Source organism: Allocoleopsis sp. (assembly GCF_036703385.1).
Taxonomy (GTDB): Bacteria; Cyanobacteriota; Cyanobacteriia; order Cyanobacteriales; family Coleofasciculaceae; genus Allocoleopsis.
The window spans coordinates 1-16,266 of sequence record NZ_DATNPA010000477.1; the positions used below are offsets into that span (position 1 = coordinate 1).

At 47.2% G+C, this 16,266-nt stretch carries 14 protein-coding genes and 1 pseudogene; 3 read left to right on the forward strand and 12 right to left on the reverse strand.

What is annotated here, in order from left to right:
- Window positions 1–7 precede the first annotated feature (7 nt).
- A pseudogene (locus V6C93_RS23200) lies at window positions 8–1,268 on the reverse strand (RNA-guided endonuclease InsQ/TnpB family protein).
- A 271-nt stretch (window positions 1,269–1,539) separates the two neighbouring features.
- On the opposite strand from V6C93_RS23200, the gene V6C93_RS23205 reads away from it, so the two are divergent.
- A complete protein-coding gene (locus V6C93_RS23205; protein ID WP_333479043.1) occupies window positions 1,540–2,001 on the forward strand; it encodes a hypothetical protein in 462 nt (153 codons plus the stop codon).
- Window positions 2,002–2,217: 216 nt separating this feature from the next.
- Here V6C93_RS23205 and chlG read toward each other — a convergent pair whose 3' ends face one another.
- From chlG to V6C93_RS23220, 3 genes are all read right to left on the reverse strand, one after another.
- Window positions 2,218–3,189: a chlorophyll synthase ChlG gene (chlG, locus tag V6C93_RS23210; protein WP_333479044.1), complete on the reverse strand. Its 972-nt coding sequence runs from the start codon at window positions 3,187–3,189 to the stop codon at window positions 2,218–2,220.
- A gap of 165 nt (window positions 3,190–3,354) precedes the next feature.
- Window positions 3,355–4,455, reverse strand: coding sequence for an ArsA family ATPase (locus V6C93_RS23215; RefSeq protein WP_333479045.1), 1,101 nt, complete (start codon window positions 4,453–4,455; stop codon window positions 3,355–3,357).
- A 2-nt stretch (window positions 4,456–4,457) separates the two neighbouring features.
- Window positions 4,458–4,655, reverse strand: a complete 198-nt coding sequence (locus V6C93_RS23220; RefSeq protein ID WP_349262812.1) for a cytochrome b6f subunit PetP — start codon at window positions 4,653–4,655, stop codon at window positions 4,458–4,460.
- 84 nt (window positions 4,656–4,739) lie between these two features.
- On the opposite strand from V6C93_RS23220, the gene V6C93_RS23225 reads away from it, so the two are divergent.
- Together V6C93_RS23225 and V6C93_RS23230 are read left to right on the forward strand one after the other, a co-directional pair.
- Window positions 4,740–4,907: a hypothetical protein gene (locus tag V6C93_RS23225; protein WP_333479047.1), complete on the forward strand. Its 168-nt coding sequence runs from the start codon at window positions 4,740–4,742 to the stop codon at window positions 4,905–4,907.
- 166 nt (window positions 4,908–5,073) lie between these two features.
- Window positions 5,074–5,943, forward strand: a complete 870-nt coding sequence (locus V6C93_RS23230) for an ABC transporter permease (RefSeq protein WP_414644248.1) — start codon at window positions 5,074–5,076, stop codon at window positions 5,941–5,943.
- Window positions 5,944–6,189: 246 nt separating this feature from the next.
- Here V6C93_RS23230 and V6C93_RS23235 read toward each other — a convergent pair whose 3' ends face one another.
- The 8 genes from V6C93_RS23235 to V6C93_RS23270 all read right to left on the reverse strand — a co-directional run.
- Entirely contained in the window at window positions 6,190–7,251 is a 1,062-nt protein-coding gene (locus V6C93_RS23235) for a glycosyltransferase family 4 protein (RefSeq protein ID WP_333479049.1), read from the reverse strand.
- A gap of 40 nt (window positions 7,252–7,291) precedes the next feature.
- Window positions 7,292–8,158, reverse strand: a complete 867-nt coding sequence (locus tag V6C93_RS23240) for an SDR family oxidoreductase (RefSeq protein ID WP_333479050.1) — start codon at window positions 8,156–8,158, stop codon at window positions 7,292–7,294.
- Window positions 8,155–9,381, reverse strand: coding sequence for a glycosyltransferase family 4 protein (locus V6C93_RS23245; protein ID WP_333479051.1), 1,227 nt, complete (start codon window positions 9,379–9,381; stop codon window positions 8,155–8,157). The genes V6C93_RS23240 and V6C93_RS23245 overlap by 4 nt, the downstream gene beginning before the upstream one ends.
- A gap of 218 nt (window positions 9,382–9,599) precedes the next feature.
- A complete protein-coding gene (locus tag V6C93_RS23250) occupies window positions 9,600–10,127 on the reverse strand; it encodes an NUDIX hydrolase (protein WP_333479052.1) in 528 nt (175 codons plus the stop codon).
- A 44-nt stretch (window positions 10,128–10,171) separates the two neighbouring features.
- Complete coding sequence (locus V6C93_RS23255; protein ID WP_333479053.1) at window positions 10,172–12,079, reverse strand: alginate lyase family protein; 1,908 nt, start codon at window positions 12,077–12,079, stop codon at window positions 10,172–10,174.
- A complete protein-coding gene (locus V6C93_RS23260) occupies window positions 12,076–14,322 on the reverse strand; it encodes a bi-domain-containing oxidoreductase (protein WP_333479054.1) in 2,247 nt (748 codons plus the stop codon). Before V6C93_RS23260 ends, V6C93_RS23255 begins: the two co-directional genes overlap by 4 nt.
- Window positions 14,323–14,438: 116 nt before the next feature.
- The gene (locus tag V6C93_RS23265) at window positions 14,439–15,245 is read right to left on the reverse strand and encodes a class I SAM-dependent methyltransferase (RefSeq protein ID WP_333479055.1); all 807 of its coding nucleotides are present in this window, start codon (window positions 15,243–15,245) and stop codon (window positions 14,439–14,441) included.
- Window positions 15,232–16,266 (reverse strand): glycosyltransferase (locus V6C93_RS23270; RefSeq protein WP_333479056.1); only part of this gene is annotated, 1,035 nt, incomplete at its 5' end. The genes V6C93_RS23270 and V6C93_RS23265, both read right to left, overlap by 14 nt.

Here is a 16,266-nt window from a genome sequence, read left to right on the forward strand (position 1 = left end):
CCAAACCTTACGGCTTGGGTTTCCTGGTTCTTCCCTTACGGGATTTTGACACTTGCCTAGATTGGTTTTCACCAACCCCCGGTAGATCGTCTGCACAGGCAGTTTCCTTTCCCGCAAGCCCTGCGGTACTAATGAGTTGAATTCCTCGGTTTCGTATGTTTTGACCTGCTGCTACATCTCGGTCGGTATGGAATCTACAATTGATGCAATCGTGAATCCTAATGCTCAGGTCTTTTTTGACTGCACTACCGCACTCAGGACACTCTTGAGAAGTCCCCCTCGCATCAACCTCACCAAAAAACTTCCCCCGCTTCCAGCACACATACTTAACGATGCTTCTGAATTGTCCAAAAGCAGCATCAAGCATGTGCTTCCTAAACATTCCTTTGGCACTGGTACGGTAATCCAAGTCTTCCATGAAGACCATATCTCCAGTGTCACAAAGAGCATGGGCTTGTTTGTAGTGAAAGTCCTTCCTCGTGTTGTCAATTTGGTGATGAAGTCTAGCTACCTTAATTCTGGCTTTCTCGTAATTCTTCGACCGTTTCTTTTTTCGAGACAGTCTGCGTTGCAGTGATTTCAACTTGCCTTGCAGCTGTTTAAAAAACTTCGGCGGTTTTACGAGATTTCCGTCACTGGTTGCCAAGAATTTCTCCACTCCCACATCCACCCCAATGGGATGACCATAAGGAATTGGGTCGGGAACGCTGACACACAACAGCAGGGAGATAGAGGCATACCACCTGTCAGCTTTCCTCAAAATTCGCACCTGTTTGACCACGAATCCTGTTGGAATGGGTCGGTGCAAGTGGATGGGGATTGCCCCAATCTTGGGCAGCTTAACATGAAGGTTCGTTACTGGACACTCTTTGAATTGAGGAAACAGCAGCGACTTGAACTGACCAAACTTTTTAAACCTGGGAAAGCCAAATCCTCTATCCTGAAAGTATTTCCAGCCGACGTGCAACTGCTTAATCGCCTGTTGGAGAACCTGAGAAGGAACTTCGCTCAATCGAGGAAACTCCCTCTTGGCCTTGGGCAAGTTGTTAAGCTGTTGAATTTCTCCAGGAAACTTCAAGTCGGGAGAGAGAATATACTCTTTTTCCAAAGAGCATCTATCTACCAAACACTTGCGACTGTCGCACCAATCCTTTATCTCCCGCAGTGCATAGTTGTAGGCACAACGACAGATATCCATCCACTCAACAAATTGTTGCTCTTGAGTGGCATCGGGATAGATGCTCTCTTCGGTGAGTGATTGTCAACATTCCAGAATTCTACTGGATTTACCGACCGAAGAGCAGACCTTAAAGGTTAATTTAAGGGACATCGAGTCCCTTAAATTAACCGCCTTTCATCCCCAGTCAAGCTGGCGCTATGACGGGGGTCTTCCCGGCGAGCAAGATAAATTTAATTTAAAAAACAATCCAGAATAGTCAGAAAGGTGTAGGCTTCAAGTATCTACAACTTATCCGAGCTTCAGGTTGACATAGAACGCAGACCATTCAAAATCTCGATGTCTGTCGAGAGTGTTTTTCCATGAAACAAATCAAATTGTGGCAGAAAATCTTAGCCCTAATGGTCTCTGTTATCGTGGTAATTACTGTTTTTTCTGCGCCAGCTTTTGGCAACCAGATTTGCTATGTGAAAGGATATCCGGTCGGTACAGTCCTAAAAGAATTGAAAGCGGCTATTTATGCCAGTCCCTCTTTGAGTTCAACAGTGATCGGTTTCGCGCCAGACGGTACAGAGATACGACTGATAGGCACAGAGCGAGATAGAACGGGTAGTAGTCAGGAGTGGGCCAAGTATAGAACCAGCCTTCCAGGTAGTGGCGGAGTTGCTTATATCCCTTTTTCCAGTCTCCACAATTGCAAAACTAGTAATGGATCGACGGGAAATAATTGCAAAGACACTTACGATAGAGGCTATAAACAGGGTTACGATCAAGGCTACCAAGCTGGTCTTGAGGCGGCGAGGAGAAGGATAGAGCGACCGTAGACTAACTCGACAGAAATAAGAAAGTATAAGCCTGTGTTTCTTCTGGCCTGAGCCGTCTGCGTGCTTGTACTAATCTCATACTAGGAAATTGAGGGAGAAAGAGCTCGATATTCAGCCTGTTGAGTCCCCATGTCTATATGTTTTCTGGCCATTTATAGACATTATTCCTATTCTTCCCCTCCCTCATTCCTTTGTTCTTCAGAGTTTGTTTGCTCCTTAAATGGCCGCATGACCGAGGGCTAAACCGGCAACCAGCATCCCTAGCACCAAAAAAGGTTGAGCGCTGGCTTGATACTTCACGTCATTTTTTAAGGGATCACGCAGGAAGTACATATCCTGGAAGGTGATTTGGGGGATGATTAATAGCAGCAGAATTGTGGCATAAAGATTTTGATGGATGCTGATTAAATAACCCGCAATTCCGGCTTGGAATATATCAATCATCAGGACACAAATCCAAGCCGCCGTCCCAATACCGAACATGACTGGCAAGGATTTTAAACCGAGTTGGCGATCGCCTTCTACACTCTTAAAGTCATTAACGACCGCAATCCCTAATCCTGCGAGGCTGTAGAACAAGGTCAAAATGACAATTGTCCAATTGAGCTGACCAAACAACGCATGACCCGCCCACCAAGGAAGGGCAATATAGCTAGAACCGAGGGCATAATTCCCTAGCCAGCCGTTCTTTTTCAGTTTGAGAGGTGGAGCCGAGTAAATGTAAGCAATGAAGGCACCGCCCAACGTTAAGCAGGTGAGGTTAGGAAATTCATGACCCGCCCAAACGTCTAAGAGGTAGGCAATGCCAATTCCCCCTAATAGGAGTACTAAAATTTGGGTCACCACCTGGGGTATAGAAATGGCACCGGAAGGGATAGGGCGATAAGGCTCATTAATCGCGTCAATGTCGCGATCGTAGAAGTCATTCAGAGTTTGGGTGTAACCTGCCATCAGAGGTCCAGAAAGCAGCATACAAGTTGCTGCTTTGAGAATGTCTTCCAGCGTCCAGCTATATCCACCAGAAGAAGCCGCCCCGCAAACAACCCCCCAGATCAGGGGAATCCAGGTAATCGGCTTCATCAACTGGAGGCGAATTTTCCAAATCGAGGTCTCACCTGGGGCGGCACCTTTCATCCCTAGTAGCTGCCGAGTTTTGGCGCTACGTTCGGCTGAGTTGTCACTAGTCATTCGTCATTAGTCCTTGGTTATTAGCTCTGGTTATTCGTCCTTGGTCATTAGATGGCTTCCTCAATTGGGGAGCCATGAAACTCTTGGGTTCGTAATTCCAGAGTTATTTGTCACTAGTTTGCCAGCGAATAAGCTAAAAACTAATGACTAATGACCAATAACGAACTAAAACGATATCGTCAAATAACTATCTTGAAATTTAGCACCCTTGACCGATTGACCGGTCAGTTGTGGAGGCAGCATGATATTGCGCCGTTGGTCACCGACGTCAATGGTGACTTCTGGGCCCGATTGGGTGAGTTTGACCTGCTTTTTGTCGAAACCGGGCAGGAACAAGCGTACTTGACGGGCAGGAATATCGACGGTAATGGGTCTGGGGGCCTGTGTAGCTTTTTTGAAATCAGGCAGGGCGTCCATCAGGGGTTGCCAGTCATCGCTCGCTGACAAGTTAGGTAAGGCGCTGATTTCCAAAGGTGCAAATTCAGCGGCTAACGGTTCCGTTGTGGGAATTTGGTTAAGCAGGACACCGCCAACCGTAAGACCCACTTGTTGAGCACTGCCCCAAAGGTATTTAGCGGTGGCAAGGGCTGCCGTATCACCACTGGTTACCACATAGGCAGCGACACGATTGGGGTCAGCGATCGCAGCTTTACCTTGCTCGAGCAGATTGTTAGCCTGTTTGGTAGGTTCTTGGGCAAAGTTCTCACCCGTCCATGACACATTGAGGACGGCGCTAGTGACCGGTTGAATGAAAGGGGAGACGGATTTCCAGACGTCGGAATCTTCTACCACTTTTCGGAATCGACGAATATACCAACTGAAAACCTCTGGCATCCCTAGCATCCGCAGGGTGGCTTGGTCGCCGCTGCCATCGTAGATGATGACATCATACTTACCGCTGCTGTCATACTCTCGAATCGCATTCAGCGCTAGGGCGTTGTCCATCCCAGGTAAAATGCCCAGTTCTTGACCAAAGACGTTTTTCAGAGTGGGCGATCGCAAATATTGCGCCTCTAACTTTTTCACCTCTTCCCAAGCACGTTCCAGCAGTACTGTACTCTGTAGCTGCACGACCTGGAGGTTAGGGCCAATTTCTTGAGGGTCGGGACTGGTGGGTACTCCCAGTAAAAGCCCGAAGGCGGGGCCAGGGTCTTGTCCTACTAAAAGGACGCGTTGACCGAGGTTGGACAGCTTTTTGGCGGCTGCGATCGCAATTGTCGTGCGACCGGTGCCGCCTTTGCCCAAGAATGTAAGGATCAGAGACATTGTTAGTTGTCTACGGGTTTGAGTTCGTCTTCAAAAAACCAGGTTGTGTAGTTGTCGTCAAATTGCACGACGACGCCAACGCCGCTACCATCCGTCATTTTGAAATTTTTTATGGTGCCGACTTTCCCCAGTTTACTCACAGTCGCCGCAGATACCCGATCTCTCAGGCGGTAGACTTTTACTTTTTGCCCAATCTCCATTATCGTTTCCGTTACGATGAACCATTCCACAGTGTAGCGGAATCAGGGGCTTTACAATAAGGCGGAGATTTTAAAGTGTTGAGCATGGCTGACAATTTTGCCAAAACTCTAGCTACAAAAAGACATGGGGCGAGCGATCGCAACCGTCTCCTTTTTCATCCCTCATCGCCAAAATTTCTGATTTCAGCAAAGATGCCCAAAGTGAAGTTGGATGCTAGCGGGTATAGCCGTGAATGGCTGGTAGACCCTTAACGATAGATAACTTGCGGGAAATCTCCCTGAGCCACAAGGCACTGGCAGTAGTTCATACTTAAAACAAGTGATAGGTCTCCCTATCCTTTAGAACCTGAGGCACTGGGAACTCCACTGTTTGACTCAGCTTCAAGGGAGACAGGTGGTGTGGTGGTTGTGGGCAAAAATGCGATTGTTACTCAAAGAAATCAAGTTACTTATCCGTAAGGTTGGAAAGGTCAGGCGGTGGCTACCTCTGAGTGAACAGTGGTGGACGAAGTTTGACTTACTGCGGGCTTTAGTGCGGCGCGACTTAGAAGCACGGTACAAAGGGTCAGTTCTCGGCAATGTGTGGCCTTTGTTGAATCAGCTGTCGCAGTTGCTGATTTACACCTATGTGTTCGCGATTGTCCTGAAAGTGAAGTTACAGCTGAAGGGCTTGCCAGAAGACCACAGCATGATCTTCGGGTTATGGTTATTTGCGGGCTTGCTTCCCTGGATAGCGTTTACAGGGGGATTGGTGCAGTCAGCGAGTTCGGTGATCAGCCAGCCCAATTTGGTGAAGAAGGTGGTATTTCCACTAGCGTTGTTACCATTAGTACCCATTTTATCGACGTTTATTGAAAGCGCGTTTGGCTTAGCCGCGTTAATTGTGTTGGTCGCGCTATCATCCCATACACTACACAGTACGTTGGCACTGTTACCACTAGTTTGGTTGCCCCAGTTGTTTTTAACAGTTGGATTGGGATATTTAGCCGCAGGGCTAACCGTATTTTTGCGGGATATTCCTCAAACGTTGGGAGTAGTTTTAAATCTTTGGTTTTATCTCACGCCAATTGTCTATCCGGCTTCTGTGATTCCAGAAGCGTTTCGGGGTTGGGTCTTTTGGTTAAATCCTCTGGCTGCGATCGCGGAAGTTTATCGGGATTTGATATTGATTGGAGAAGTTCAACATTGGGGAGAATGGGGAATTGCCTCAGCTATTTCTGTGATTGTTTTTTGGCTTGGATTGTGGTGCTATCAGCGACTACGTCCAGCTTTTGCAGATGTCCTTTAGCAATATCATGGCTGGAAGCTCATAGCCCAGAAATAAAACTTCTCTTTCATGAGCTTCCCCAGTTTTTTTTTAATTAAGAGCCTATCTAATTTTCAGAGAAACAACCCTAGAAATCAGTGTTTAGATCAATTTCTCGTGAACATACTACACCATCCGCTCCCCCCCAGCCCCCCTTAAAAAGGGGGGAGAATAATTCGAGCTGTTGCAACTTGGATTGCCATGTTTTTCAGGGACTACTAATCCACTTTAATCGGACAAGCTATAAGCACTGGGCGATGGCTCTATTTTCAATGGACGAGTAGGAATACGGTGCGATCGCAAGTACTGTTCACCTATAGCAATTCCACATACGACCCCGATCGCACTTAACCCGCTACCCATGATCCCAAGATTAGTAATGGCTAGGATGACAAGGACTGTAGCCGCGATGTAGGTGCTTGCCACTTGAGCATGAGACCAACCCGCTTGTTGGAGACGCTGGTACAGGTGGCTGCGATGAGCTTTGAAGATATTTTCCCCACGCAGCAGGCGACGGATGAGGGTGTACATGGCATCACCGAGTAAGGGTAAGGTAACCGCTAGGGCTGACCATGCTTGGATGGGGCTGTTGTTTGTATTCAGTAAAGCGATCGCTACACTCGCTCCTAATACTGTACTCCCTGCATCACCCATAAAGATTTTGGCAGGAGACCAATTCCACCAGAGAAAACCCAGCAAGGCGGCGGCTAGGAGCCAGAACAGGGGTTGATGGAGATAGTAGGCTAAAAAGCTTAATTGTAAGGCGGTAACACCAGCCACAAGGCCATCTAGGCCATCCATGAAGTTATAAAAGTTAATCAGGGCAGTTATGCCGATTAGGGTCAGCGCGATCGCTACAAATTGACCCACTAAACCCAAGGAAGTGAGCCAAGGTTGGGGAAATGAGCCACAATAAGCGATCGCCACTCCAGCAACCGCTAGCTGAACCAAATACCGCATCCCAGCAGGGACACCACAGCGATCGTCAATGATACCAATCAGGGCTAGAGGAGTCAGGATGAGCCAAAGGCAGATTGGGTTAAGGGTAGCCAACTCACTGGGTAGAAGTTGAGGGAAGTAATGGGTTAATCCAGTTGCGATCGTTCCGGCAATGGCAAAGGCAATGATAAAGCCCAATCCACCCCCACGGGGAGTCGGTTTCGTATGGGAACTGCGATCATTAGGGATATCGAGTAGCTTTTGGCTAAATTTGTGTTTGATAACGCCTACAGAAAAAACGGCGAGGAAAAAACTGGCGATCGCCACTACAAGAAAGAAAAAATTTATCATTCAGGTCACACTCACACTCACACTCAATCATGCCTTGGCTTTACAGCAGCGCTACTTCTTGAGTAATTCCTTCTGCAAAGCTCCTGGGCGAATAGTTAAAGTCTGCTTTAGCGGCTTTATGGTCAAATACTTTATCTTCATTCAATCGTAAGATTTGCTCCGAACTAACTGGCATTTTCAAGCTGAGGGAGTTCCCCAGTTGAATCAGACCCATAAATTGGTTGACTGGTATATGCCAGAGAAGGGTTTTTTTGTCCAGTGCTTGACTAGCAATTTGAACAACCTCGTTGTAACTCAATACTTGACCTCCGGAAATATTGTATTCGCGACGGTAGGTGTTGGGATTGTCAAGAACCGCACAAATTGCCCAAGCCACATCTTCTACATGAACGGGTTGCTGTAATGATGTTCCGGAACCTGGAACTGGAATAATGGGCGATCGCTGAATCAGACGGAGTAATCGAATCATGTTGCGATCGCTGGGTGTACCGTAAATCATGGTGGGACGCAAAATGGTGTAGTCCAACTCACTGCTGCGAATCACCTCCTCTGCGGCTTGACGTATCGCTTTACTCTTGGCGTTGAGTTGGGTAAACAGCGCCGTCGTACTCACAAAAATAGCCCGCTTGATTCCCGATGATTGACAGGCTGTGACAATATTGGGGGCTGCACCAAATCCGATCGAGGCGACGTTCAGCAAGGCTTTATAGCTGGGGAAGATACGACGCAGCGATTCTATATCGTCCAAATCGCCTTCTACGACCTTCAGATTTAAGTTTTTCAGCTTTTCGGTTTGGGAAGAGGGTCTAACCAAGCAATCAAAGGGGATGCCGCGCTCAAGCAGTTGCTGACAGACAAAACCTCCCGTAAATCCAGTTGCCCCAGTCAGTAATACATCTGCACTCATAACTCTTCTTGAATCAACGCCCAAAGTTTTTCTGCCACTTTGGTGCGGGAATACGTTGAACTGACCAAAGCTTGTCCTCGTTTACCCATCGCTTCCCGTTCCTCAGGCGGTGTCTGAGCCAGTTGAATCATGGCCTGTGTCAATCCCTTGGCATTTTCAGGTTCTGCCGTGAAGCCGACTTGATGGACTTCAACTTCTTGATTGAGGGTACCCCCAACCGCGACCACTACAGGTTTACCTGCGGCATAAGCATCATAAAGCTTGTTGGGACTGACCCCATAGCGAAATAAAGGTATATCTTTAAGCGTGAGAATCAGACCGTCAGCCGCCTTGAGGAGTTTGGGAATTTCGGCTTTTGGGATCGGGGGTCTAAATTCTAGGCATTGGATTCCAGCCGCTTGCTCTATCAATTGGGCTTTTTCAGGGCCATCACCCACTAACAAAATCTGAAATCGATCAGGATAGCTTTGGTCGAGGATTCGTGCAGCTTCAACAATCGTTTGAAGGGAATTTGCTGTGCCGTGTGCGCCGGTATACATGAGGCAAATTCGTTTTAGGTCGATATGGTATTGAGCTTTAGCCTGTTCAATGGGGAGTTCAACTTGGAACTGTTCAACATCAGGCCCATTAGGCAGCCAAATGACCTCAACAGCACCACGCTTGCTGATGTAGTCCACTAAGCCAGATGCTAAGACAATGATGCGATCGCTCTCACGATACAGCAGCCCTTCGATCCCCGCCAAAACCCTTACTATCAGGCTATTAGGTGATTTTCCCCCAAGCTCGATCAGAACTTGAGGCCAAAGGTCGCGAACCTCAAAATAAAAGGTAGCACCTCGAAGTTTGGCGAGTATCCAAGCCGTAAATGCGGCTAAAAGTTGCGGCGAGGAGCCAATAATCAGGTCTGGCTTTGGTTTAAGCAGACCGATGAGAAACAAGGTTAGGCAGAAGGACACCATGTTCACATATCGTCGCCAGTTATTGACCTGATAAGGAACGGCATAGAGCCAATTCCATTGCAGCCCCTCGAAGTTTTCCAAATGCCATAGTTGAGGGAATTTGAGCTTTAAGTATTGTCGCTGAGTCAGGTTGTAGTCGGAGGCGAAGACATTCACTTGACAGCCTTGCTTGGCTAAAAACTGACCCAACTCGTACTGCCGGATGTGACCGGGGACATCCGGAGTATTGGCAAATTGGTTAACAATCCAAACGCGAGGACTCAAACATTGACCTCCATGAGCGACGAGGCGAGTGCTGTAGAAATATTAAGTTTTTTTGAGTATAAATTTGCGATCAACTTCTTAAATGACTGAGCTGCCCTACTCAAAGTGCCATGCGTAGGGGTTGCTTTGCTTCATTAGTCCCCGTACTCCAAAGGAGAACCCGAAGGGTAGGAGGACTTAGTTTATATAGCCGCGATTCTTAATCGCCAGAGATATTTTTATAAAAGAATATTCTGCAATCTAAAATACCCAATCTGGCAAGCCGCATAATCACATTGATTCAAGTAATCCAAAGGATACCATTCATTTTTGCTAATCGCTTCAAAATAGCTGCCATCCTGCTGTGCAACTTCCGGCTCTATATCTGTTACATCAGCATAATACATATAGCAAATTTCATTAGTCTGAGTCCCAACAATATACTTACCTAGCGGCAAAACGCCAACTGAAAAACCAGCTTCTTCATACAGTTCTCTGATTGCTGCTTTCTCTGGTGACTCCCCTTCTTCTATCCCCCCAGTAATTGGGCAAGGATAAAGTCTATGTTCTTCGTTAATATCGGGAATATCGATACAAAGGGGCTGCTGCCTAATTAGAACTTCATACTCTCCTGTATTAAATTTACTTTTTCTAATGAGAAATACGGCAACTGAATCTCTACCTTTTCTTTCCAAATAATGAAAACCCCTGGCAGTCTCCTTCACAGTAATCCAGTCAGTCCTAAAAATGGTTTTCTCTTTGTTCATTTGGCAGAATTCAGTATTTTATTTATATTTTCGAGGATTGCACCTTACAAATCATAGCTAGGCTCTAAGAATAGCCCGTTTTCAAATTGAACTTTTCCTTTGCCATTGCTCCACTCCCAAGTGACTTTAGGGCTAGAGTTAAGCATCAATACTGTACAAATCGTCTTACCATCAGGGGGCAATAAACCCTGAATTCTAAGGCATCCACGCGGGTAACGCCGCCCAAACTCAGGGGCATACCAGGATTGAGACGTGTCGGCATCCATCCAAGTTACCCGATCGCTTTCGTCCAAACCCAACACCTTAATATAGAGTTGCCTTTCATGCAGTTGGCAGCAATACTCATCCTGATCTGGGTCATAAACCAAACTTAAACCAGGAGCAAAGTGTAGTGTAGAGGTATACTCAGTAGCAATCGCTGTTTCCAGGCGATCGCAAATCACAATTCCTTGACTTCCTAAACCAACCCAACGCTGATGCACGGCATTGAGAGGCGGTTTGGCATACCCGTTATGGGCAGCACTTATCCACTGCCATCCTTCAGATGTACCCGATCGCACGTTGAAGGGTTGAGCTTTACGACCAACTCGGAAACTTCCCCAGACTTCCGATTGGTCTTGATGGGCAATTGCGATCGTATTATGAGCTAATGTACTGCGCTCGTAAGACCGAACCTCGCCCCCAGCGTACTGACTCGTGCCTGTATCAACAATGATGGGTTGACCGTTGCAGTATAAGTCTACGGTTAAACAGTCGGCATGAGCATGAGGTGGTAATTCATCGGGGCAAGGTGGGGCATAGTCGAAGGCAAGTTCTAACCCATTGGCATTACGGAGGATAGAGTAGCCGGAATCAGGACAATGGCTGCTTGTGGTTAACGCTTCGTAGGGACGTGAGGACATAAGTGAGACACCCGCCGCTTGCAGCAAGCGAGTACATAAAGCATCAGTCGGGTGATTTGGAGATTGTCCCAACAACTGACTCACCCAACTTACAACCTCATCTAAGGGGTTAGCGATATTGTAGGCAGCATCATTCCACAAGGGATAAGCACCGTTAGACAGGCGAATGTTGGTGGCAAAGTTCAGCATCCGTTTCAGGGGTTCGCTGATAGTTTCCGGCATAGTCCAACCCGCACTTCGCAAGCAAGCAACAGACTCAGCCACGAGGTTAAGGACGATGAGATGATACATCGGGCTGCGCTCGTAATGTCCGCCATCGGGGAGAATTTGGAGGGCTAGCTGTTGGGAAAGTTGATGTAGGGCAATTTTTGCGATCGCTTCCGCTTTGGGATGATTAAAGTTCAAACCCCCAATAATTAAAGCTCTGAGATTTTCCAACAGATGATTGCCACCCGCAAAATATTCTTTGTGGCGATGGAGATACCGCACCTGAAACCACAGTGAAGTCAGAACATCGGGTTCAGCTAAGAGGGGAATCGCTCTAGTTGCCAATGTCCAGTTGACAATACGCAAAGATGTGGTATAGGGATGCCAACCATCGAAGGAACACAGAGAATTGGCGTTAATCCAGTCACAGATAAGGTGTTTGAGCTGACTGAGATTTTTCCCCTCAATTTGCCCTTGTTGATAAGCTACGGTGAGGACTTCCCGTACCCAGTCGAAATAGTGCAGGTTAAATTGCCACAAGCGAGGATAGTCGGGACTATTCCAAGTGATGGGAAATTGCAGTTCTCGCGGCTGATTGAGAAAGGTGAAGGTGTAAGTTTGTTGAGGCGAGGGGATAGGGTGAAGGGGTTCGGGCAGTTCTAATGCTTGGAGATAGCCCTGACGTAAGGGAGGCGTTGAGATAGAGTTACCTACGGCTAGCGATTGGCGTAGGGGTAAAGGTAGCCTAGGAAGCGATCGCGATTGGATTTCAAATTGAACTCGCGCTGCTAGCTGACGCGGTGGAATATCGCGAATTGTACGAAACCAGCGACCTAGATTCAATGTCTCGCTGCCTCCGCAATCTCGAAGCTGACGCGAGTTACCTCCACTAACTCCTCAAACGGAATCGGTGATGCTTCACCCGACTGAATAGCCTTGACAAAAGCGGCGGCACAGGCAGTATTGCCCTTATCCTGTCGCCATAGGTTCATGGTTTTAAATCCAGAGAAGCCGTAACCTCTTAACTTGCGGAAGTTATCCAACTGAAGGATAGTACCAGCACAGAAAACTTCTAATCGCTCTTTGGGAAAGGATTTGTGTCCATTGGCTAAGTAGTGAACGCTGCCAAAGGAACCATCGGCAAAAGTAAGGGTAAAACTAACTTTATCCTCTCGAATTGCGATCGCTTCTTGCCCTCCTTTAGGTAAGGGAGATTGGGGAGGGTATGTCCCCAAACTTGTGGTTTGAACCGACACAATCGGAGAATCTGCGAGAAATCTCAGCAAGTCGATAAAGTGACACGCTTCCCCAATAATTCGCCCACCCCCAATCGCGATGTCCTGTATCCAGTGTTCGGCGGGAATTGCCCCCGCATTCACCGTCATAATCATTGCCTTCGGTTCTTTGAAAGGGGTGAGAAGGGTTCTGATTTGCTGAATTTGGGGGGCAAAGCGACGGTTAAAACCCACCATTAGCAGCGGGGCGGTGCCAGAATTCGAGATAGAGATATAGGTTGACTTGATTTCATCGAGTTGTTCACAGGTAATCGCCAAGGGTTTTTCGACAAAAACGTGTTTCCCTGCTTGGAGTGCTTGGCAGACAAATTTTGCGTGAGTGTCGTGGCGGGTGGCAATCACTAAGGTGTTGATTTCGGAGTCTGTTAATAGACTGGCTGTATCCGTTGTTGCCTGCTGAATGCCAAATTTACGCCCAACATAGACGCCACTTGTCCCCCCACTGGTAGCAACAGCTTTAATCGGAACTCCGGTGGTTTTGAATGCTGGGATTAAAACTCGGCTGGCGTAATTCCCTGCACCAATGCAGCCAAGGACGGCTTGATTTTGTCTTTTCTCCCCCCCTTTATAAGGGGGGGTAGGGGGGGGTGAATTTTGAATTGGGAAATTACTATCCGAGTTTCCTTCTACAGTTCCAAGCTGAATGGTTGGGTTAAGCAGGGTATCGGCTGATTGGTACTCAAAATCTGGATATTGCAGCAGAATGCCGAGAGAAGGTTCATTGCTACCCAGAAGTTGGTAAGCGGCTGGTGCTTGCTCAAGGGGAAAGCGATGAGAGATAAGAGGTGCAATGTCTAATTTGCCAGCAGCCAGCAGATCGAGAACGGCTTCAAAGTTCCGTTGTTGTGTCCAACGGACAAAGCCGAGGGGGTAGTCTTGTCCGCTTTCCTCGTAAGCTGGATCGTAGCGACCAGGGCCATAAGAACAGGAAACTTGAAAGGAGAGTTCTTTTTCGTAAAAATCTGCCCTGGAAAGTTCTAAACCCACGACACCCACTAAAACAAGCCGACCCCGTCTGCGGCTCATTTGAGCAGCTTGATGAATGGGTTCGTTACTTTGGGTAGAGGCGGTAATCAAGACACCATCGACCCCACGTCCACGAGAAAATGCGATCGCAGCAGCAACAGCGTCTTCCCCACGGGAAAGATCTACTGTTTCCGCCCCAAATTGTTCAGCTAAATTCAGCTTGTGGCGATCAAAGTCTATCCCTAAAACCCGGCAACCTTGGGCGCGTAGGAGTTGGACGGTGATTAAACCAATTAAACCCAGTCCGGTAACGACGAACGCTTCGCCTAAAGTAGGTTGAGCGAGACGAATACCTTGAAGCGCGATCGCACCCAGAACGGTAAAGGCGGCAGCTTCATCACTTACTGCATCAGGAATCTGGGCACAGAGGTTTTTCGGCACGCAGACAACTTCGGCGTGATAGCCGTTAGAGACAATGCGATCGCCAATTCTAAACCCTTCTACTCCCGCCCCAACCTCCAGAACGACTCCAGCATTGGAGTAACCCATTGCCAACGGTTGGTCAAGTTTACTCTGAATCGCTTCCAGTGTCGGAATTAAGCCGTCCGTCTTGATTTTATCTAGCACCATGCGGACTTTTTCCGGTTGTTGGCGGGCTTTGTCGAGGAGATTGGCTTTGCCAAATTCCACCAGCATCCGTTCGGTTCCCGCAGAAACCAGGCTGGTTCTAGTCCCGATCAGGAGATAACCGGGTTTTACCTTTGGACAGGGAACTTCGACAACTTCTGTACTACCCGTGCTAAGTGACTGAAGAATCTGTTTCATACCAAATCGGCGCTATAACCCCTTTTAACTTTAATTTCCTCCTCTTCTCTCCTCCGTGTCCTCTGTGCCTCTGTGGTTCGTTCTCCAAAAATGGTGTAGTCATCCCGGATTTGGTATCACTTTGTCGCTGTAATCAGCATAAACAGCCCATGATTGGGAAAAAATGTACGAATGATCCACCTTGGCAAAAGCGATCGCGCCACAGTGAGCATCCAACCCTGATGACGTTGACCGGCTGATGAGGTTAAAAGGTCACCGTGAGTCAGAATGGTTTGAATCTCCACCGACTGAAACTTGCTCAGCAGTTGATGAGCTTCACTCACAGAATAAGCCTTCGTTCCCGGACTTTCTAAATATTTTCCATAAATTTCGTTCAAAGATGTCAAGGGCTTAAATCCCAAAAGCGCATACCTCAGCCACAGCATGTAACCCACAAAACTGTATTTATGGTAAATCATGAGTTTTGCCACCCCTCCAGGTTTTAAAACTCTCAGCACTTCATCGATAGCTTTGACTGTATCAGGCGTGTGATGCAGGACACCCCAGGAATAAACTAAATCAAACATTGCATCCTCAAAAGGAAGGTTCTCTGCATCGGCTACCTGTAATGTTGATGTCAACCCCAGTAGGTCAAACCTGCGACGAGTATGTGCGATCGCCCGTTGAGTTAAATCAATTCCGTAGAGAATGGCACCCGCTTCAGCAAACTTTTGATGGTCAGCCCCTAACCCTACCCCTATTTCCAAAACATCTTTGCCTTTGTATCGGTCAAATTCAGCAAACTTTAAGATAAAAGGTTCTAGTTCATATCGCTGTTTTATTTGCTGGTGATAATCATCTTTATCCTGGGATTTCAAATACAGATTTTCACCACAAGCCGCTGCTTCCCAAAATTCGTGAACAGCTTTTTTATCTAAATTCATGCTTGGCATTTTTTATGGGGTATTGGAATTGGTTATTTAAGCCTTCAATGATTGTTTTGACATGATGAGCCCAGGTATAATGAGATAGTGCTTCAGCTCTAGCATTTTGGCCTATCGAAACCCTCCATTCGGGATTTTCAACCAGGAAATGAAGGCCATCAATTAAAGCTTGTCTATCTCCAGGTGGTGCTAAGACAGCTAATTCTGTTTCATCTCCGCTCGGCGCATTAAAAGGTAAGTGACCGACACGAAGACTATTTTGCAGAACTTTACCAATTTGTTCTAAATCGGACGCTAAAATAGCTTTTCCCATTACCATATATTCAAACAACTTCGTCGGTGAACCAAAGAAACGACTGCCATCCCCATTAGGTAAATGGGGAGATAAGAGAATATCGGATGCCGCTAAATAAGCGGGGGCTTCTTCTTGTTTCACTAAACCTGTAAGAGTGACAAACGGTGCATAAGTTTCTCCAGTCAGTATTTCTCGTACCTTAGGCATTTTTAAGCCATCGCCAATGAGCAAAAAATGCATTCTTCGTTCTCGCAACCACTCGGAATTATTGTCAATCATTTGGCGAATAGCGGCAGCTAATACCTCTACACCATGCCACTGCCCAAACGTTCCAATAAAGGTGGCGACTGTCGCATCTTTGGCAATCCCGTAATGCTGACGCAATCGATCGCACTCTTCCTGGCTAAAACGACTCGGATTGAAAACGTTGGGATCGATACAGTTAGGATAGCAGGCAATGCGATCGCGCTTGACTCCTCTTTCGATTAACTCATCGCGCAATACGTCGGAAACCGTAACTATCAGATGAGCGTGCTTCAGAGAAACTTCCTCAACCAGAACTGCAAGGTCATGATACTGTAAAGGTCGTCCCCAGTTTTTTGCCACCCAAGCTTCAGAACCGTTGTATTCCAGAACTAAAGGTACTTTCATTTCCTGCGAAAGTACTACCCCGGCATAGTTGGCGATGGACAGTCTTTGGTAAATAAACGAATAGTGTTTTTGAGA